The organism is Streptomyces xinghaiensis S187 (assembly GCF_000220705.2).
GTDB lineage: Bacteria > Actinomycetota > Actinomycetes > Streptomycetales > Streptomycetaceae > Streptomyces > Streptomyces xinghaiensis.
The window spans coordinates 584236-602118 of record NZ_CP023202.1 but is presented as its reverse complement, the minus strand read 5'-3'; the positions used below and the strand labels follow the sequence as shown (position 1 = coordinate 602118).

Sequence of the window (17883 nt, the reverse complement as noted above, 5' to 3'; positions counted from 1 at the left end):
GCCTTCCGTCACCGCCCGGGGCGGCCGGTGTCCCGAGCGGGGCTGTCCGGGGCCGCCCGGTCCTCCTTGGGCCGGAAAAGCCCCTCCTGCATCACGGACACGAGAAGCCGGCCCTCGCGGTCGAAGATCTGGCCGCGGGCCAGCCCTCTGCCGCCCGTCGCGATGGGTGACTCCTGCTGGTACAGAAACCACTCATCGGTACGGAAGGGCCGGTGGAACCACATCGCGTGGTCGAGAGAGGCCATGTCGAAACCGCGCGAGCCCCAGAGCGGCTCGATGGGCACGCGCACGGCGTCGAGGAGCGTCATGTCGCTGGCGTAGGCGAGGGCGCAGGTGTGGGTCAGCGGGTCGTCGCCGAGCGGGCCGTCCGCCCGCATCCAGACGGCGCTGCGCGGTTCGGCTCCCGTCAGGTCCCCGGCGCTCCACCGCAGCCGCTCCACATACCGGATGTCGAAGGGCTGGCGCCGGGCCATCCGCTCCAGCGCCTCCGGCAGATGGCCGAGATGCCGCCGGATCTCGTCGGTGAGCCGGGGGAGGTCCTCCGGCGCGGGCACCTCGGGCATCGGCAACTGCTGCTCGATTCCCGGCTCCGGCCGGTGGAAGGAGGCCGTCAGATGGAAGATGGTGCGGCCCTGCTGCACCGCCACGACCCGGCGCGTGGTGAACGACCGGCCGTCGCGCACCCGCTCCACCTGATAGACGATCGGGATGCCCGGCCGGCCCGGCCGGAGGAAATAGGCGTGCAGGGAGTGGACGGGCCGGTCCCCCTCGGTGGTGCGGCCGGCCGCCACCAGGGCCTGGCCGGCGACCTGCCCGCCGAAGACGCGCTGCAGTGACTCCTCGGGGCTCCTGCCGCGGAAGATGTTCTGCTCGATCGGTTCCAGATCGAGCAGGGCCACCAGGCCCTCGGCGGGGTTGCCCATCATGTCTCCTCGCATCGTTCCAAGACGCCTCAGGCTAGATCAGCCCGGCGGCCCCGCCCGCACACGGCGGAACGTCCGGCCCGCACACCTTCACCCACCGGAGACCGGCACCCCACCGGCACCCACTGGCACCCACTGAGAGGACGGACGGACATGACCACCCGGACCCACCCCCCGACCGGGCGGAAGCCGCCCGGGGAGGAGTCACAACTGGCCGACGTCCGTGAGCCGGACCACCGCGCGGCCCTCCTCGTCGGAGGCCGCGAGGTCCACCTCCGCGCTGATGCCCCAGTCGTGGTCGCCGTTCGGGTCGGCGAAGGTCTGCCGGACCTTCCACAGCCCGTGCTCGGGGTCCTCCTCGATGCGCAGCAGTTTCGGGCCGCGCGCGTCCGGGCCGGTGCCCAGGTCGTCGTACTCGTCCCAGTACGCCTCCATGGCGTCGGCCCAGGCGTCCGCGTCCCAGCCGGAGTCGGCGTCCAGCTCGCCCAGCTCCGCGTACCTCTCGATCGCGGCGAGCTCCACCCGCCGGAACATCGCGTTGCGGACCAGGACGCGGAAGGCGCGCGCATTGGTGGTGACCGGCTTGACCTGGTCGGCCCGCTCCTGGGCCTCCTCCGCCGTCTCCACCTCGGGGTTGGCCAGCTGCTCCCACTCGTCGAGGAGGCTGGAGTCGACCTGCCGGACCATCTCGCCCAGCCAGGCGGTGAGGTCCTGGAAATCGTCGGACTTGAGGTCGTCCGGCACGGTGTGCTCCAGCGCCTTGTACGCGCTCGCGAGGTAGCGCAGCACAATGCCCTCGGTCCGGGCCAGTTCGTAGAAGGCGGTGAACTCCGTGAAGGTCATCGCCCGTTCGTACATGTCCCGGATGACGGACTTCGGCGACAGCGGGTGGTCGCCCACCCAGGGGTGGCTCCTGCGGTAGACGTTGTAGGCGTGGAAGAGCACCTCTTCCAGCGGCTTGGGGTAGCCGATGTCCTGGAGCCGGTCCATCCGCTCCTCGTACTCCACCCCGTCGGCCTTCATCTGCTGGACGGCCTCGCCGCGGGCCTTGTTCTGCTGGGCGGCGAGGATCTGCCGCGGGTCGTCGAGTGTCGACTCCACCACCGACACCATGTCCAGGGCGTAGGACGGGGATTCCGGGTCGAGCAGGTCGAAAGCGGCCAGCGCGAAGGTGGAGAGGGGCTGGCTGAGCGCGAAGTCCTGCTGGAGGTCGACGGTCAGCCGGACGACCCGGCCCTGCTCGTCGGGCTCGTCGAGCCGCTCGACGACGCCACCGTCCAGCAGGGAGCGGTAGATGGCGATGGCGCGGCGGATGTGGCGCAGCTGGTTCTTCCGCGGTTCGTGGTTGTCCTCCAGCAGCCGGCGCATGGCCTCGAAGGCGTTGCCGGGCCGGGCGATCACCGACAGCAGCATGGTGTGGGTGACCCGGAACCGCGAGGTCAGCGGCTCCGGTTCGGAGGCGATCAGCTTCTCGAAGGTGTTCTGCCCCCAGGAGACGAACCCCTCGGGAGCCTTCTTCCGGACCACCTTCCGGCGCTTCTTGGGATCGTCACCCGCCTTGGCGAGCGCCTTCTCGTTCTCGACGACGTGCTCGGGGGCCTGGGCGACGACGAAGCCGGCGGTGTCGAAACCGGCCCGCCCGGCCCGGCCGGCGATCTGGTGGAACTCCCGCGCCCGCAGGGTCCGCACCCGCTGGCCGTCGTACTTGGTCAGGGCCGTGAACAGCACCGTGCGGATCGGCACGTTGACGCCCACGCCGAGGGTGTCCGTGCCGCAGATGACCTTGAGCAGTCCGGCCTGGGCCAGCCGCTCCACCAGGCGCCGGTACTTGGGCAGCATCCCGGCGTGGTGCACCCCGATCCCGTGCCGGACGTAGCGGGAGAGATTGCGGCCGAAGCGGGTGGTGAACCGGAAATTGCCGATCAGTTTGGCGATCTCGTCCTTCTCGGCGCGCGAGCACATGTTGATGCTCATCAGCGCCTGGGCCCGCTCCACCGCCGCCGCCTGGGTGAAGTGCACGATGTACACCGGCGCCTGATGGGTTTCCAGCAGCTCGGTGAGCGTCTCCGTCAGCGGGGTCGTGCGGTACTCGTACGACAGCGGAACGGGCCGGGTCGCGGACCGGACGACGGCGGTGGGCCGGCCCGTGCGCCGGGTCAGGTCCTCCTCGAACCGCGAGACGTCGCCGAGGGTCGCGGACATCAGGACGAACTGCGCCTGGGGCAGTTCCAGCAGCGGGATCTGCCAGGCCCAGCCGCGGTCGGGCTCGGCGTAGAAGTGGAACTCGTCCATCACCACCTGGCCGATGTCGGCGTCCCTGCCGTCGCGCAGCGCGATGGAGGCCAGCACCTCGGCGGTGCAGCAGATGACGGGGGCGTCGGCGTTGACCGAGGCGTCGCCGGTCAGCATGCCCACGTTCTCGGTGCCGAACAGCTTGCACAGGTCGAAGAACTTCTCCGAGACGAGCGCCTTGATCGGGGCGGTGTAGAAGGTGACCTCGTCCCGGGCGAGCGCGGCGAAGTGCGCGCCGGCGGCGACCAGGCTCTTCCCCGAGCCGGTCGGCGTGGACAGGATGACGTTCGCCCCGGAGACCACCTCGATCAGCGCCTCCTCCTGGGCGGGATAGAGGGAGATCCCCCGCTCTTCGGACCAGGCCGAGAAGGACTCGAACAGGGCATCGGGATCGGCGTCGCTCGGCAGATGATCGATAAGGGTGGTCACACCCTCCATACTGCCTGCTCCGGCACCGGATCGGGGAACCGGCCGGAGACTCGAAGATCACTCCGGCTAGGCTGGTGCGTCAACGCGGCACCGGCGCGGGGCCACAGACGAGCACAAGAGAAAACGGGGGGCGGGCAACCAGATGATGGGACCGGCGCACTCACTGTCCGGAGCCGCGGCCTGGCTGGGGGTGGGCGCCGCCGCCGCGGCCGCGGACCGGCCCATGCCATGGCCGGTCCTGGTCGTCGGCGCGCTGATCTGCGCGGGCGCGGCCCTCGCCCCCGACCTGGACCACAAGTCGGCGACCATCTCCCGGGCGTTCGGGCCGGTGTCGCGGACCCTCTGCGAGGTCATCGACAAGCTGTCCTCCGCCGTCTACAAGGCGACGAAGAAGCAGGGCGACCCGCGGCGCACCGGCGGACACCGCACACTGACCCACACCTGGCTGTGGGCCGTGCTCGTCGGGACCGGGGTCTCCGTCCTGGCGATGAACGGCGGCCGCTGGGCGGTCCTGGCGATCCTCTTCGTCCACCTCGTGCTCGCCGTCGAGGGGCTGCTGTGGCGGGCCGCCCGGGTCTCCAGCGATGTGCTCGTCTGGCTGCTGGGGGCGACCAGCGCCTGGATCCTGGCGGATGTGCTGAACCAGCCGGGCAACGGCGCCGACTGGCTGTTCACCGCACCCGGTCAGGAGTACCTGTGGCTGGGCCTGCCGATCGTCCTGGGCTCGCTGGTGCACTGCGCGGGCGACGCGATCACCGTCTCCGGCTGCCCCGTGCTGTGGCCGATACCGGTCGGGAGCAAGCGCTGGTATCCGGTCGGCCCCCCGAAGGCGATGCGTTTCCGGGCCGGGAGCTGGGTCGAACTCAAGGTGCTGATGCCCGTCTTCATGCTGCTCGGCGGCATCGGAGGGCTGGGAGCCCTCGGCGTCATCTGACGTTCGTTCCCCCCTCCCGGCCCGCACCCTCGCGCGATCCGGCCCGCGCGGAGGGACCCCGGCCCGCGGCGCCCGAGGCGCCGCGGGCCGGAAGATCCTCAGCCGTGCCAGGAACGCCAGAGGGCGGCGTACGGCCCGCCGGCGGCCACCAGTTCGTCATGGCTGCCCAGCTCGGTGATCCGGCCGTCCTCCACCACCGCGATCACATCGGCGTCATGGGCCGTGTGCAGCCGGTGCGCGATGGCCACGACCGTGCGGCCGTCCAGCACCCGCGCCAGCGAGCGCTCCAGGTGCCGCGCCGCCCGCGGGTCCAGCAGCGAGGTCGCCTCGTCCAGCACCAGGGTGTGCGGATCGGCCAGCACCAGCCGCGCCAGGGCGATCTGCTGTGCCTGCGCCGGGGTCAGCGTCAGCCCGCCCGAGCCGACCTCGGTGTCCAGGCCCTCATCGAGGGCCCGCGCCCAGTCCGCGGCGTCCACGGCGCCGAGAGCCGCCCACAGCTCCGCGTCGCCGGCCCCGGTCCGGGCCAGCAGCAGATTGTCCCGCAGCGAGCCCACGAACACATGGTGCTCCTGGTTGACCAGCGCCACATGGGCCCGCACCCGCTCGGCGGGCATCCGCGCCAGCTCGGCGCCGCCGAGCGTGACGGCGCCGGTCCGGGGCGCGTAGATCCCGGCGAGGAGCCGACCGAGCGTGGACTTTCCGGCCCCGGACGGCCCCACGAGCGCGAGCCGGGTCCCCGGGCGGATGTCCAGGGACACCCCGTGCAGCACATCACCGTTCGCGTGGTAACCGAACCGGACCCCGTCGGCGCGGACTTCCCTCCCGGCCGGGGCGACCCGGTCGTCCCCGGTGCCCTCCTCGATCTCCCGGACGCCGACCAGCCGGGCCAGGGAGACCTGTGCCACCTGGAGTTCGTCGTACCAGCGCAGGATCAGGCCCACGGGTTCGGTCAGCATCTGGGCGAGCAGTGCCCCGGTCGTCAGGGCCCCGACCGTCATCCAGCCGTTCAGGACACAGACACCGCCGATCATCAGCGCGGCCCCGAGGATCGTCATGTGCGAGGCGTTGATCACGGGAAAGAGCACGGACCGCAGCCAGAGCGTGTACCGCTCCCATGCCGTCCATTCCCGGATGCGCCGGTCCGAGAGCGCGATCCGGCGGGCGCCCAGACGGTGCGCCTCGATGGTCCGCCCCGCGTCCACGGTCTCGGCGAGCACGGCGGCCACCGCCGCGTAGCCGGCGGCCTCCGAACGGTAGGCGGCGGGGGCCCTGCGGTAGTACCAGCGGCAGCCGGCGAGCAGAACGGGCAGCGCCACGAGAACGGCCAGGGCCAGCGGGGGAGCTGTCACCGCCATACCGGTCAGCAGCAGCCCCGCCCACACCACGCCGATGCACAGCTGCGGCACGGCCTCGCGCATGGCCTCGGCCAGGCGGTCGATGTCGGTGCTGATGCGGGAGAGCAGATCACCCGTCCCGGCCCGTTCCAGCACGCCCGGGGGCAGCGCCACCGAGCGGACCAGGAAGTCCTCGCGGAGATCGGCCAGCATCCGCTCACCGAGGACCGCGCCGCGCAGCCGCACCAGCCGCACGAAGACGGTCTGCACGGCGAGCGCCACCGTGAACAGCGCGACGACGCGCGGCAGACCGGTCGCCCCCGCACCGGCGGCGAGATCCTCGACCAGGCCGCCCAGCAGGTACGGGCCCACCATGGAGGCGGTCACCGCGACGGCGTTGACCGCCACCAGCAGGGCGAACGCCCGCCGGTGCCGCCGCAGCAGCTCCCGCACATAGCCGCGGACGGTCGCGGGGGAGCCGACCGGCAGGGTGGTCGCCGACTCGGGTGCCGCCGGGTCGTACGCCGGGGGTGCCACACCGATCATGCCGTCTCCTCGATGCCCGTCCGGGCGGTCCGTGCCGCCGGGCCGTTCCGGTGGTGTGCCGCTGCCGCGTGCGGCGGTTCGTCCTCCGCGCCGCGGGTGACGACGGCGCGGTAGCCGGGGTGGGTGCGCAGCAGTTCGCGGTGGGTGCCGGCCGCGGCGGCCTCCCCGCCGGGCAGGAACACCACCCGGTCGGCCCGGTCCAGCAGCAGCGGACTGGAGGACAGGACCACCGTCGTCCGGCCCGCGCGCAGCCTCCGCAGCCCGTCGGCGATCCGCGCCTCGGTGTGCGAGTCGACGGCGCTCGTCGGCTCGTCCAGTACCAGGACCTCCGGGTCCGTCACCAGCGAACGGGCCAGCGCCAGCCGCTGCCGCTGCCCGCCGGAGAGCGAACGCCCGCGTTCGGTGATCCGCGCCTCCCGCGGGTCACCGGAACCGGGGCCGGTGCCCTGGGCGAGCGCGGCCAGGACGTCATCGCACTGGGCGGCGTCGAGGGCGTCCGCCGCCGTGACCGTTCCCCGCGACGGAACGTCGAGGAGTTCCCGGAGGGTGCCGGACAGCAGCACCGGGTCCTTGTCCTGGACGAGGACGGCCGTCCGGGCCTCCTCCAGCGGCAGTTCGTCGAGCGCGGCCCCGCCCAGCAGGACGGACGGCCGGTCCGGTTCCTCCTCCCGCTGCGGGGCGTGCCCGCCGAGCCGGTCGGCGAGCCGCCCCGCCACGTCCGGGTCACCGCAGACGGCGACGGTCAGCAGTCCGGCCGGTGCGTGCAGCCCGCTCACCGGGTCGTACAGATCGCCGGTCAGCGGCCCCCCAACGCCCCCGGCGGGGTCCGCTCCACCGGACGCGGTGTCCGGGCCGGCCGGACGGGTCCGGCGCAGCGCCAGCACGCGCGCGGCGCGCTTCGCCGAGGGCTTGGAGAAGGAGTACGCCATCGCGATCTCCTCGAAGTGCCGGAGCGGAAAGAGCAGGAAGGTCACCGCGCCGTAGACGGCGACCAGTTCACCGAGCGAGATCCGCCCCTCCCGGGCCAGCGTGACGCCGTACCAGACCACCGCGATCAGCAGCAGCCCCGGCAGAAGCACCTGCACCGCGCTGATCAGCGCCCACATCCGGGCGCTGCGCACCGCGGCGCTCCGCACCTCCTGGGAGGCCCGCCGGTAGCGGTCCAGGAACAGCTCCTCGCCGCCGATGCCGCGCAGCACGCGCAGCCCGGCCACCGTGTCCGAGGCCAGCTCCGTGGCACGTCCCGCCTTCGCCCGCTGGGCGTCGGCCCGGCGCGTGGCGGGCGGCAGCAGCGGCAGCACGGCCAGCACGAGCAGCGGTACACCCACGGCCACGACCACCCCCAGGGCCGGCTGGGCCACGAGCAGAACCGCGCAGACGCCGACCGTCGTGACGGCGGCCGCGGTGAAGCGGGAGAGGGCTTCCACGAACCAGCCGATCTTCTCCACGTCACCGGTCGACACCGCGGTGATCTCGCCCGCCGCGACCCTCCGGGTCAGGGTGGAGCCCATCTCGGCGGTCTTGCGGGCGAGCAGCTGCTGCACCCGTGCGGCGGCGGTGATCCAGTTGGTGACGGCGGCGCGGTGGAGCATGGTGTCAGCCACCGCGATCACCGTGCCGAGCAGGGCGATCAGCCCGCCGGCCAGCGCCAGCCGCCCACCGGAGCGGTCCACCACGGCCTGCACGGCGACACCCACCACCAGCGGTACCGTGGCCAGCCCGGCCATGTGGAGCGTGCCCCACCCCAGGGACTTGAGCTGGCCGCCCAGTTGCCGCCTGCCCAGCCACAGCAGGAAGCGCCCGCCGGACCGTACGTCCGGGGAGCCCGGGTCGGTGTACGGAAGATCGTGGATCTGCATGACGTCCCAGGGGTTCGGGGTCGGCGGGCGGGGCGTGGCAAGAGTCGCGTTCGCGCCCGCTCGGCTTCAACCGGTTTTCCGGCGGGTGGGACGATGGAGCCATGCGCATCACCGGTACCCAGCGGACCACGGCCGCGGCCCTGACGGCCGCCGCCCTCCTCACCGGCTGCGGCGCGGCGGGCGGCGGAGCCCCGGGCGCGGACGCGGAGCGCCCCGATCGCGGCGCCTCACCCGCGGCCGGCCCGACCCGGCTCCCCGGTGTCGGCGACCGGCTCCACGCCCGGGTCCCGGAGAACTCCCGGCAGGCCGTCGTCGTCTACGGCGAGGGCCGGGACTCCGCCGACGCCGAGGCCGTGCTGTACACCCGGAAGGGGGACACCTGGAACCGCGCCCGCGCCTGGCCGGCCCACAACGGCAAGCGCGGCTGGACGCCGGACCACCGCGCGGGCGACAAACGCAGCCCCTCCGGGGTGTTCACGCTCTCCGACGCCGGAGGCGTGCTGGCCGACCCCGGCGCGAAACTGCCGTACACCCGCTCCGCGGCCTTCGCCGCTCCCCGTTCCTGGGCGAAGACGCACTGGCACGACTTCGACTACGTGATAGCCATCGACTACAACCGGGTGAAGGGCACCCCTCCGAACGACCCGAACCGCCCCCGGGGCGAGGACAAGGGCGGCTACATCTGGCTGCATCTGGACCACGGCAGCGGCACCTCCGGCTGCGTCAGCCTTCCGAAGACCGGGATGGAGTATCTGCTCCGCACGCTCGACCCGGAGGCGGATCCGGTGGTGGTGATGGGGGAGAAGAACTACCTGAAGGGCTGACGGGCGCGGTCCCGGCCGGCGGCCGGAGGAAGCCCGCCGACGCGCCCGCGGCCGTCGGGTTAGGCTCCGGAAGCCGTCGCCGGGCCCGCTCCGGGCCCGCCGCCCGACCACCCGCGGAGGCCCCGCCGGCCGGAACACCAGCATCGCGAAGGAACCCATGCGCCACCACGACCTGAGCACCGGACCCGACGGCCAGTTGACCCCGCCGGTGCCCGACTCGGACCGCCCGGTCGAACTGCGGCGCGTGCTGCGTCTGTTCCGCCCGTACCGGGGCCGGCTGGCGGTCGTCGGGCTGCTCGTCGGCGCCTCCTCGCTCGTCTCCGTGGCCACGCCGTTCATGCTGCGCGAGATCCTCGACACCGCGATTCCGCAGGGCCGTACCGGGCTGCTGAGCCTGCTCGCCCTCGGCATGCTGGCCGCCGCCGTGGCCGGGGGCGTCTTCGGCGTGCTGCAGACGCTGATCTCGACGACCGTCGGCCAGCGGGTGATGCACGATCTGCGCACCGCCGTCTACGACCGGCTGCAGCGGATGCCGCTCGCCTTCTTCACCCGCACCCGCACCGGGGAGGTCCAGTCCCGGATCGCCAACGACATCGGCGGGATGCAGGCCACCGTCACCTCCACGGCCACCTCGCTGGTCTCCAACCTCACCAGTGTCGTCGCCACCGTCGTGGCCATGCTGGCCCTGGACTGGCGGCTGACCGTGGTCTCCCTGCTCCTGCTGCCGCTGTTCGTCTGGATCAGCCGCCGCGTCGGACGGGAGCGGAAGAAGATCACGGCGCAGCGGCAGAAGCAGATGGCGGCGATGTCCGCCATGGTCACCGAGTCCCTCTCGGTCAGCGGCATCCTGCTCGGCCGGACCATGGGGCGGGCGGACTCCCTCGCGGACCAGTTCGCCGGCGAGTCCGAACGGCTGGCGCGGCTGGAGATCCGCTCCAGCATGGCGGGCCGCTGGCGCATGGCCGTCATCGGCGTCGTCATGGCGGCCATGCCCGCGATCATCTACTGGGCCGCCGGGATGGCGCTGCGCGGGGGCGGACCGCAGATCTCCATCGGCACGCTCGTGGCCTTCGTCTCGCTGCAGCAGGGCCTCTTCCGGCCCACGGTCAGCCTGCTGTCCACCGGGGTGCAGCTGCAGGCGTCGCTCGCCCTCTTCCAGCGCATCTTCGAGTACCTCGATCTGCGGGTGGACATCACCGAACCGGAGCGGCCGGTGCGCCTGGAGCGGGTGCGCGGCGAAGTGCGCTTCGACGGCGTCGAGTTCCACTACGACCGGGACGGCGCGCCGCCGACGCTCTCCGGCCTCGACCTCACCGTCCCGGCCGGCGGCAGCCTCGCCGTGGTCGGCCCCACCGGCTCCGGCAAGAGCACGCTCGGCTATCTCGTCCCGCGGCTGTACGACGCCACGGGCGGCCGGGTGCTGCTCGACGGCACCGACGTCCGCGACCTCTCCTTCGACACCCTCGCCCGGGCCGTGGGCGTCGTCTCCCAGGAGACGTACCTCTTCCACGCCTCGGTCGCCGACAACCTCCGCTTCGCCAAGCCGGGGGCCACCGACGAGGAGATCCGCGACGCCGCCCGGGCCGCCCAGATCCACGACCACATCGAGAGTCTCCCGGACGGCTACGACACCCTCGTCGGTGAACGCGGCTACCGCTTCTCCGGCGGCGAGAAGCAGCGTCTGGCCATCGCCCGGACGATTCTGCGCGACCCGCCGGTCCTCATCCTCGACGAGGCCACCAGCGCCCTCGACACCCACACCGAGCAGGCCGTGCAGCGGGCGATCGACGAACTCTCCGCACGGCGCACGACGATCACGATCGCCCACCGGCTCTCCACCATCCGCGAGGCGGACCAGATCGTGGTCCTCGACGGCGGGCGGATCGTGGAACGCGGCACCCACGCGGAACTCATGGCCCGCGGCGGGCGCTACGCGGCTCTCGTCCGGCGGGACGCCCGGACGGCACCGGGCCCGGGTGCCGAGGACACCCCCGCCACCGCCGGAGAGGGAGCCGAAGCCGCCGCCGCGGCCGGTGCTCCCGATACCACCGCCCGGAGCGGCCCGGGCCCCGCGGCCGCTCCGGTGGCGGCCGGTCCCTGAGCGGACGGGCCGCTCAGCCGGCGGCCCGTGCCGGTGTCTCCAGCAGCCGCCGCACCTCGCGCACCGCCGCCCGCCCGTACCGGTTGGCGCCGATGGTGCTCGCCGACGGCCCGTAGCCGACCAGATGGACCCGCGGGTCGCGGACCGCGCGAGTGCCCTCCAGCCGGATGCCGCCGCCCCTTTCGCGCAGGCGCAGCGGCGCCAGATGGTCGAGGGCCGCGCGGAAGCCGGTGGCCCAGAGGATCGAGTCGGCCGCGGCGGTGGCGCCGTCGTCCCAGGCCACGCCCTCCGGGGTGATCCGGCTGAACATCGGGCGCGGTTCCAGCACGCCGCTCTCCCGGCCGCGCCGCACCGCCTCGTTCATGACGAGCCCGGTCACCGACACCACGCTCCGCGGCGGCAGTCCGGCCCGCACCCGCTCGTCGACCAGGGCGACCGCCTCCCGGCCGCGCCGTTCGTCGAACGGCCCGTCGCGGAAGACCGGCGGGCGCCGGGTCACCCAGAGGGTGTCCGCCACCTCGGCGATCTCCAGCAGATGCTGGACGGCGGAGGTGCCGCCGCCCACCACGACCACCCGCTCACCCGCGAAGTCCTCCGGTCCCCGGTAGCCGGCCGTGTGGAGCTGCCGTCCGCGGAAGGTCTCCGCGCCCGGGTAGTGCGGCAGGAACGGACGGTCCCAGCTGCCGGTCGCGTTGATCAGCGCCCGCGCCGACCAGGCGCCGTCGTCCCGGGTGCGCACCAGCAGCCGTCCCCCGGCGCCCTCGGACACGGAGGCGACGTTCACCGGCCGGTGCACCCGCAGGTCGAACGTCCGCTCGTAGCGGGCGAAGTAGTCGCCGATGACCTCGGAGGACGGCCGGTCCTCCGGAGCGTCCACCAGCGGGAGCCCCGGCAGGTCGTACATGCCGTGCACCTTGCCGTACGTCAGGGACGGCCAGCGGAACTGCCAGGCGCCGCCGGGCGCGGGGGAGTGGTCCAGGACGACGACGTCGCGGTCCGGGGCGAAGCCGGCGCGCCGCAGGTGGTACGCGGCGGACAGACCGGCCTGCCCGGCGCCGACGACGGCCACTTCCACGTCCCGTGCGCCCACATCCGTCATGGCTCGGACAACGCCACGGGGCCCCGGAGTCTTCCCCTCCGGGCGCGGTCGGCCAGGATGGGGGCATGTCCGATGCCTTTCACACCCGCACGATCGACATCGCCACCGGCTCCGCGGAGACGGTCCACGACCTGACGGGGGCCTGCGTGGAATTCCTGCGCACGTCGGCCTCGGGGCGCGACGGCCTGCTCAACATCTTCGTGCCGCACGCCACCGCCGGGATCGCGATCCTCGAGACCGGCGCGGGCAGCGACGACGACCTGCTCGCCACGCTGCACGACCTGCTGCCCGCCGACGACCGGTGGCGGCACCGGCACGGAAGCCCGGGGCACGGTCGCGACCACGTCCTCCCCGCCCTCGTGCCGCCGCACGCCACGCTGCCGGTGGTCGGCGGACGGCTGGAGCTGGGCACCTGGCAGTCGGTCTGCCTGGTCGACACCAACAGGGACAATCCGGAGCGTCAGGTCAGGCTGAGTTTCCTGGGCTGACCCGGAGCGCCCCGGGGCGGGGCCGGCCGTCCCCCCGCCTGGCACCGCGGCGCCCCGGCGCCGCCGGGCGCGGCGCGCCGGGCAGTCCGCCGGTGCCGCCCCGGGGTCAGTCGGGCGGTGGGACGAGATCTCCTCGCAGCCGCCGGGCACGAAGCACCAGCTCCAGTTCGAAGCGGCGGTCCGGGTCGTCCAGGTCCTCGCCCCACAACTCACGGAGCTGTTTCAGCCGGTAGCGCACGGTCTGCGGGTGGACTCCGAGCCGGGCCGCCACCTCCGTGGCGCCCCCTCGCGTTTCCAGCCAGGCCAGCAGTGTCTCGGCGAGACGGTGGGCGTGCGCCGGGCCGACGGACCGGTCCAGCCGCGCCAGCCGCCGCCGCGCCAGATCGTCGATCAGCACCCCCGCGGGCAGCAGTACCAGCGCTTCGACGTACTCGCCGCAGTGCAGGAGCCGCCCGCGCGGCAGCAGGCCCTGCTCGATCATCCCGACGGCGGTCTCCGCCCAGCGCAGCGACGTGACGGCCTCCGCCACGGGAACCGACGGGCCGATCGCGCCGGACCACCCGGCCACCGCCCGGTGCAGCAGCTCCGCGCGTCCGGGGGCGTCCGGAGCCGGCACGACCAGGCGCGGCTGCTCCCCCTCCATGTCGAGCAGCACCTCGTCGCCCACGGCGGGGGCGACAGCCTCCAGGGCGGGGCGGAGCAGCACGGCCACCGCCACCTTTTCCGGCAGGTGCCAGCCCACGTCGGCCGCGCGGTCGGCGAGGACGCCGGACGGGTCCGTGCGGTGCTCGGTGAGCAGGAGATCGACGAGAAGCCGCTGCCGGCGCAGCCGCTCCCCGGCGTGGCGGGCGACGGCCTCGGCGTAGCCGCGTACCGACTGGGCCACCATGACGTCGAGGTACTCGAAGGCGGACTCGGCGAGTTCGTACATGGCCGAGGGCGGGATGTCGACCCGTTGGCCGATCTCCGCCAGACGCCGCCAGGAGAGGCGCACGGCCAGCCGGTAGATCCCCTGCAGGGAGTCCAGGCTGCGCCCCTGCGTGACCTCGCCGCGCCCGAAGTCCTGGAACATCTCGGGGAGGGCGCGCGGCCGGTCCGAGCCCGTGGTCATCTGTTCCACGAAGAGTTCCAGCGCGTGCCGGATCGCCACCAGGGCCTTCGGCTCTCCGGACTCGCCGGGGATGAAGACCAGACCCGGGTACTCCCGTCGGATCGCGGCGAGGATCTCCTGTGCCAGCTCGGGGACCTGCTCCAGGGTGCGGTCGGCGAACCGCTGAATCCGCTCTCGTGGCACGTCGTGCCACGCTGACGACGCTCCCACAGTCCGCTCCTGGATGTCCGGTCCACCTGCCGCTCGGTCAGCCGGCCTGCGTCTTTCCAACCTAGTCCGAGCCGGGGCCCGGCGTGCTGGACGCACCGTCGGCGGGCGGGTCGGGGAACGTGACGAGCGGCACATTCTGCTGCTCGGGTGTGGCGTCGAGAGCGGCGACGATCCCGAAGGCGGCGCCTGTCGCCAGAACGGCGGAGGCGACGCAGGTCAGGAAGGCGGCGAGCAGTCTGGGCATGAGGATGATCGGCCTCTCAGTCGATGAGGTCTGTCACCCAGCGCGCCGGCCCGGTCCGGCGCGGTCAGTATGCGCGGGCATTGACAGGCGGTCAAGCTCCGCCTAATTTCGCCGTTCACAGGCACTGTTACTCCCGGGTAAGTCACTCCTCGCCATCGGACGAGCTGAAATCCGTGCGTGCGGCCCTTTCCGCACGGCCCATGAACCACCCCCGCATCTCGCGCCCGTATCGGAGTATCCGCATGCGCCGTTCCACATCACTTCTTTCCCTGATCCTGCTGGGTGCCGGAGTCTTTCTGCTGGTGCTCAGCCAACTGCTCGCCTGGTACGTGGAGCCGCGTGCCAAGCGCACACCGACCGATGTGAACTCCACGACGGTCTTCAAGGGGAAGGGCAGCTACTTCGACACCGAGGCCGTCACCACGGTGGACGACAAGACGATCACGATCACCCGCCGGGTGCTGGGGGACGTAGCCGCCGGCGAGCGCAGCGGACACGCGGTCTGGGACGTGTCGACACAGATCGACACACCGAAGACCCTGCCGCTGGACGACCCGCGGAGATCCCTGCAGTGGACCACCGAACGCTGGGTCACCGACCGCCGGACGAACCTGCCGGTGCACTGCTGCGAGGAGAAGCCCGAGTTCGAGGGCGAGGCCTACCTGAAGTTCCCGTTCGACGTCGAGAAGCGCACCTACGCCTGGTGGGACAGCACCCGGGGCGGCACCGTGCCGCTCAAGTACGACGGGAGCACCGAGATCGACGGGCACGAGGGCTACCGCTTCACCGGCAGCGTCGAGGCCACCAGGACCGGCACCCGTCAGGTGCCCGGCGTGCTGGTGGGCAAGCCGAAGTCGGGTCAGGTGCTGGCCGAGGAGTGGTACTCCAACGCGGGGATCGAGCTGGTCGTGGAACCGCGCACGGGCCGGATCATGAACGCGCTGATCGCGCCGACGAAGACACTGCGGGCCCCGGGTTCGAAGAAGGACGCCGTCACCCTGCTCTCCAGCAAGCGGCTGGAGTTCACCGAGGCGACCCGGCGTGAGCAGGTGGAGCTCGCCTCCGAAGACGCCGGCCGGCTGAAGCTGCTCGGCGAGACCGTGCCGCTCGGGGGCGGGATCGCGGGCGGCCTGCTCGCCGCCGCCGGCGCTGTGCTGGTGATCCGCGGCCGTAGGCAGCCGGGACACTCAGAAAGTGATGAAAACGGGTTGTCGAACAGCTCGAATTTGTCACCGGCGAACGTAGCCGGAACGAGTCGCCTGAACCAACACTGACGTTACCCCCGAGTAATCCAGTGTCTCCGGTTTGAGTCCCACCTTCAGGAGCCCGCCACCGCCCCGGTGCCGGCACATCGACCGCACTTCCGGGTCCGGCACCCGCAGCACCCGCAGCACCCGCAGCACCCGCACACCGAGCCAGCCCAGCGCTTCATCCCGGAAGCCCGGCCATCTCTCACCCGTCTGCCCCGCAGCCGCCGAGTTGGAGCACCTCTATGCCCCAGCGCACGTCCGCTCTGGACCCCCCCGGTCGGAAAAACCCCGTTTCCGTCCCCGCTCAAGCCCGCACCGCTCAAGCCCGCACCGGCAGCCGAGTCGCCGACTCGCTCGCCGCCGACCCGCACGTCGCGTCCGTCCCGGCGCCCCTGCCGCGCCGGATCACCTTCCTCGCCCGCCGTGACCTGGGCAACCAGGCCGCCGGCGGCTCGGAACTGCTCATCGACCGGATAGCCGACGGCCTGACCGCCGGCGGCCACGAGGTCACGCTCCTGTGCGGCGGCCCGGCCGCCGAACGCCACTACCGGGTGGTCTCCGCGGGAGGTGACGCGGGCCACTTCCTGCGGGCCAGGACGGCCTTCGCCCGCGAGGTCGGCGACTGCGACCTGCTGGTCGAGGTGTGCAACGGCATGCCGTACCTGGCGCCGCTGTGGCACCGCGGCCCAACGCTGTGCCTGGTCAACCATGTGCACACGGATCTGTGGCAGATGCGCTACCCGGGTCCGGCGGCACGGCTCGGCCGCAGGCTGGAGCACTGGGCGCTGACAGGCACCCATCGCGACAACCTGATGGTGGCCGTCTCCGAGTCGACCGCTTCCGAGCTGCGCGGCATCGGCGTGGCCGCGGACCGTATCCGGATCGTCAACAACGGCGTCGAGGACCCCGGCCCGCTGCTGCCCGAGGCGAAGGAACCGCTGTTCCTGGCCGTCGGCCGGCTGGTGGAGTACAAGCGCGTCAACCTGCTCCTCCGGCTGTGGGAGCGGGTCCGCCCGGTCACCGGCGGCCGGCTCGTCATCGTGGGCGACGGCCCCGAACGCGAGCGGCTCGAAGCCATGGCCGGTCCCGCGGTGACGTTCGCCGGCCGGGTGTCGGAGGCCGAGAAGCACCGGCTGATGTGCGAGGCGTGGCTGCTGCTGCACCCCTCCCTCGTCGAGGGGTGGGGGCTGGTGGTGACCGAGGCAGCCGCACGGGCCACTCCCGCGATCGGTTTCGACATACCCGGCCTGTGCGACTCCGTCGAGGACGGAGTGACCGGGGTGCTCGCGCGGGGCGAGAGTTCGTTCGCCGCCGCGTGGTGCACCCTGGCCCTCAGTGCCGACCGGCGCGCAGCCATGGGACGTGCCGCCGAGCACCGCGCCCGGCGCTTCCGCTGGAGCTCGACGGTCCGTCAGTTCCAGGCGGTCGCCGCCGAGGCGGCTGCGGTCGCCACAGCCCCCAGACGCGGCAGATGAGCGGCCATGCCCGAGATCACGGAACGCGCCTTCAAGGATCCGTCGCTGAAGCGGTCGGCCGCTCTCCTCCGGGCGTTCCTGCGCGAACAGAGCAACCCCGAGCGGTGCTACACCCTGCTGGCCCGTGACTCGGTCGCACAAGTGGCACGTCACATCGATCTGCCCGGCAGGATCGTCGTCGACATCGGCGGCGGCAGCGGCCACTTCACCGAGGAGTTCCGCCGCCGTGGCGCGCAGAGCTACCTCTTCGAACCCGACCTGCGGGAGCTGAACGCCCGTGGCGGCCCGGTCACCGAGGACGCGGTGCTCGCCGACGGCTATCTGCTGCCGCTCGCCGACGGTGCGGCCGACGTGTGCTTCTCGTCGAATGTGCTGGAGCACGTGTCGGACCCGCAGACGTTCATCAGCGAGATGGCGCGGGTCACCCGTCCCGGCGGACTGATCTACCTGTCGTTCACCAACTGGCTCTCCCCCTGGGGAGGCCACGAGTGCGCGCCCTGGCACTACCTCGGGGCCGACCGGGCCCGCGCGCGCTACCGACGGCGCACCGGCCGCGAGGCCAAGCACACCGTCGGCGAGAACCTGTTCCCCGTCCACATCGGTCCCACCCTGCGGCACGTCCGCGGCCGTGATGACGTGCAGGTCGTCACGGCACGGTCCCGCTACTGGCCGTTCCTCGCGAGCACGATCACCCGGGTGCCGGGACTCCGCGAGATCGCCACCTGGAACCTGTTGCTGATTCTCAGGCGACGCCCATGAGCAAG

Annotated in this window: 14 protein-coding genes; 7 read left to right on the top strand and 7 right to left on the bottom strand. The window is 72.7% G+C overall.

Annotation, left to right across the window (positions count from 1 at the left end; all coding sequences use genetic code 11):
- Nucleotides 1–8 precede the first annotated feature (8 nt).
- Both tesB and SXIN_RS02565 read right to left on the bottom strand, forming a co-directional pair.
- Nucleotides 9–923 (bottom strand): acyl-CoA thioesterase II, encoded by a 915-nt coding sequence (tesB, locus tag SXIN_RS02570; RefSeq protein WP_019708063.1) that lies wholly within the window; start codon nucleotides 921–923, stop codon nucleotides 9–11.
- A gap of 204 nt (nucleotides 924–1127) precedes the next feature.
- Complete coding sequence (locus SXIN_RS02565) at nucleotides 1128–3653, bottom strand: DEAD/DEAH box helicase (RefSeq protein ID WP_019708064.1); 2526 nt, start codon at nucleotides 3651–3653, stop codon at nucleotides 1128–1130.
- 133 nt (nucleotides 3654–3786) lie between these two features.
- Here SXIN_RS02565 and SXIN_RS02560 point away from each other — a divergent pair, with 133 nt between their 5' ends.
- Entirely contained in the window at nucleotides 3787–4578 is a 792-nt protein-coding gene (locus SXIN_RS02560; protein WP_019708065.1) for a metal-dependent hydrolase, read from the top strand.
- Nucleotides 4579–4676: 98 nt separating this feature from the next.
- On the opposite strand, the gene SXIN_RS02555 is transcribed toward SXIN_RS02560, so the two are convergent.
- Together SXIN_RS02555 and SXIN_RS02550 are read right to left on the bottom strand one after the other, a co-directional pair.
- Entirely contained in the window at nucleotides 4677–6458 is a 1782-nt protein-coding gene (locus SXIN_RS02555; RefSeq protein WP_019708066.1) for an ABC transporter ATP-binding protein, read from the bottom strand.
- Complete coding sequence (locus tag SXIN_RS02550; protein WP_019708067.1) at nucleotides 6455–8317, bottom strand: ABC transporter transmembrane domain-containing protein; 1863 nt, start codon at nucleotides 8315–8317, stop codon at nucleotides 6455–6457. The genes SXIN_RS02555 and SXIN_RS02550 overlap by 4 nt, the downstream gene beginning before the upstream one ends.
- 101 nt (nucleotides 8318–8418) lie before the next feature.
- Here SXIN_RS02550 and SXIN_RS02545 point away from each other — a divergent pair, with 101 nt between their 5' ends.
- Both SXIN_RS02545 and SXIN_RS02540 read left to right on the top strand, forming a co-directional pair.
- Complete coding sequence (locus SXIN_RS02545) at nucleotides 8419–9141, top strand: L,D-transpeptidase family protein (RefSeq protein WP_095756520.1); 723 nt, start codon at nucleotides 8419–8421, stop codon at nucleotides 9139–9141.
- 157 nt (nucleotides 9142–9298) lie between these two features.
- Nucleotides 9299–11242, top strand: coding sequence for an ABC transporter ATP-binding protein (locus SXIN_RS02540; protein WP_095756519.1), 1944 nt, complete (start codon nucleotides 9299–9301; stop codon nucleotides 11240–11242).
- Nucleotides 11243–11255: 13 nt separating this feature from the next.
- Here SXIN_RS02540 and SXIN_RS02535 read toward each other — a convergent pair whose 3' ends face one another.
- Nucleotides 11256–12341: an FAD-dependent oxidoreductase gene (locus SXIN_RS02535; protein ID WP_095756518.1), complete on the bottom strand. Its 1086-nt coding sequence runs from the start codon at nucleotides 12339–12341 to the stop codon at nucleotides 11256–11258.
- A 65-nt stretch (nucleotides 12342–12406) separates the two neighbouring features.
- Here SXIN_RS02535 and SXIN_RS02530 point away from each other — a divergent pair, with 65 nt between their 5' ends.
- Complete coding sequence (locus SXIN_RS02530; protein WP_019706154.1) at nucleotides 12407–12829, top strand: secondary thiamine-phosphate synthase enzyme YjbQ; 423 nt, start codon at nucleotides 12407–12409, stop codon at nucleotides 12827–12829.
- A gap of 106 nt (nucleotides 12830–12935) precedes the next feature.
- On the opposite strand, the gene SXIN_RS02525 is transcribed toward SXIN_RS02530, so the two are convergent.
- The gene (locus SXIN_RS02525; protein WP_238153650.1) at nucleotides 12936–14150 is read right to left on the bottom strand and encodes a PucR family transcriptional regulator; all 1215 of its coding nucleotides are present in this window, start codon (nucleotides 14148–14150) and stop codon (nucleotides 12936–12938) included.
- A 61-nt stretch (nucleotides 14151–14211) separates the two neighbouring features.
- A complete protein-coding gene (locus tag SXIN_RS02520; RefSeq protein WP_019708070.1) occupies nucleotides 14212–14394 on the bottom strand; it encodes a hypothetical protein in 183 nt (60 codons plus the stop codon).
- 242 nt (nucleotides 14395–14636) lie between these two features.
- Between SXIN_RS02520 and pgfA the strand changes: the two genes are divergently transcribed.
- The 3 genes from pgfA (at nucleotide 14637) to SXIN_RS02505 (ending at nucleotide 17878) form a co-directional block, all read left to right on the top strand.
- Nucleotides 14637–15668 carry a cell envelope lipid trafficking protein PgfA gene (gene pgfA, locus SXIN_RS02515; protein WP_019708071.1) on the top strand — a complete coding sequence of 344 codons (1032 nt, stop codon included), beginning with the start codon at nucleotides 14637–14639 and terminating at the stop codon, nucleotides 15666–15668.
- Between the two features lie 218 nt (nucleotides 15669–15886).
- Nucleotides 15887–17119 carry a glycosyltransferase family 4 protein gene (locus tag SXIN_RS02510; RefSeq protein ID WP_019708072.1) on the top strand — a complete coding sequence of 411 codons (1233 nt, stop codon included), beginning with the start codon at nucleotides 15887–15889 and terminating at the stop codon, nucleotides 17117–17119.
- Nucleotides 17120–17125: 6 nt separating this feature from the next.
- Complete coding sequence (locus tag SXIN_RS02505) at nucleotides 17126–17878, top strand: class I SAM-dependent methyltransferase (protein WP_019708073.1); 753 nt, start codon at nucleotides 17126–17128, stop codon at nucleotides 17876–17878.
- Nucleotides 17879–17883 lie beyond the last annotated feature (5 nt).

Excerpts from the sequence above, each read along its gene's own strand:
- tesB (WP_019708063.1), bottom strand. The coding sequence starts at position 923 with ATGGGCAACCCCGCCGAGGGCCTGGTGGCCCTGCTCGATCTGGAACCG.
- SXIN_RS02565 (WP_019708064.1), bottom strand. The coding sequence starts at position 3,653 with ATGGAGGGTGTGACCACCCTTATCGATCATCTGCCGAGCGACGCCGAT.
- SXIN_RS02560 (WP_019708065.1), top strand. The coding sequence starts at position 3,787 with ATGATGGGACCGGCGCACTCACTGTCCGGAGCCGCGGCCTGGCTGGGG.
- SXIN_RS02555 (WP_019708066.1), bottom strand. The coding sequence starts at position 6,458 with ATGATCGGTGTGGCACCCCCGGCGTACGACCCGGCGGCACCCGAGTCG.
- SXIN_RS02550 (WP_019708067.1), bottom strand. The coding sequence starts at position 8,317 with ATGCAGATCCACGATCTTCCGTACACCGACCCGGGCTCCCCGGACGTA.
- SXIN_RS02545 (WP_095756520.1), top strand. The coding sequence starts at position 8,419 with ATGCGCATCACCGGTACCCAGCGGACCACGGCCGCGGCCCTGACGGCC.
- SXIN_RS02540 (WP_095756519.1), top strand. The coding sequence starts at position 9,299 with ATGCGCCACCACGACCTGAGCACCGGACCCGACGGCCAGTTGACCCCG.
- SXIN_RS02535 (WP_095756518.1), bottom strand. The coding sequence starts at position 12,341 with ATGACGGATGTGGGCGCACGGGACGTGGAAGTGGCCGTCGTCGGCGCC.
- SXIN_RS02530 (WP_019706154.1), top strand. The coding sequence starts at position 12,407 with ATGTCCGATGCCTTTCACACCCGCACGATCGACATCGCCACCGGCTCC.
- SXIN_RS02520 (WP_019708070.1), bottom strand. The coding sequence starts at position 14,394 with ATGCCCAGACTGCTCGCCGCCTTCCTGACCTGCGTCGCCTCCGCCGTT.
- pgfA (WP_019708071.1), top strand. The coding sequence starts at position 14,637 with ATGCGCCGTTCCACATCACTTCTTTCCCTGATCCTGCTGGGTGCCGGA.
- SXIN_RS02510 (WP_019708072.1), top strand. The coding sequence starts at position 15,887 with ATGCCCCAGCGCACGTCCGCTCTGGACCCCCCCGGTCGGAAAAACCCC.
- SXIN_RS02505 (WP_019708073.1), top strand. The coding sequence starts at position 17,126 with ATGCCCGAGATCACGGAACGCGCCTTCAAGGATCCGTCGCTGAAGCGG.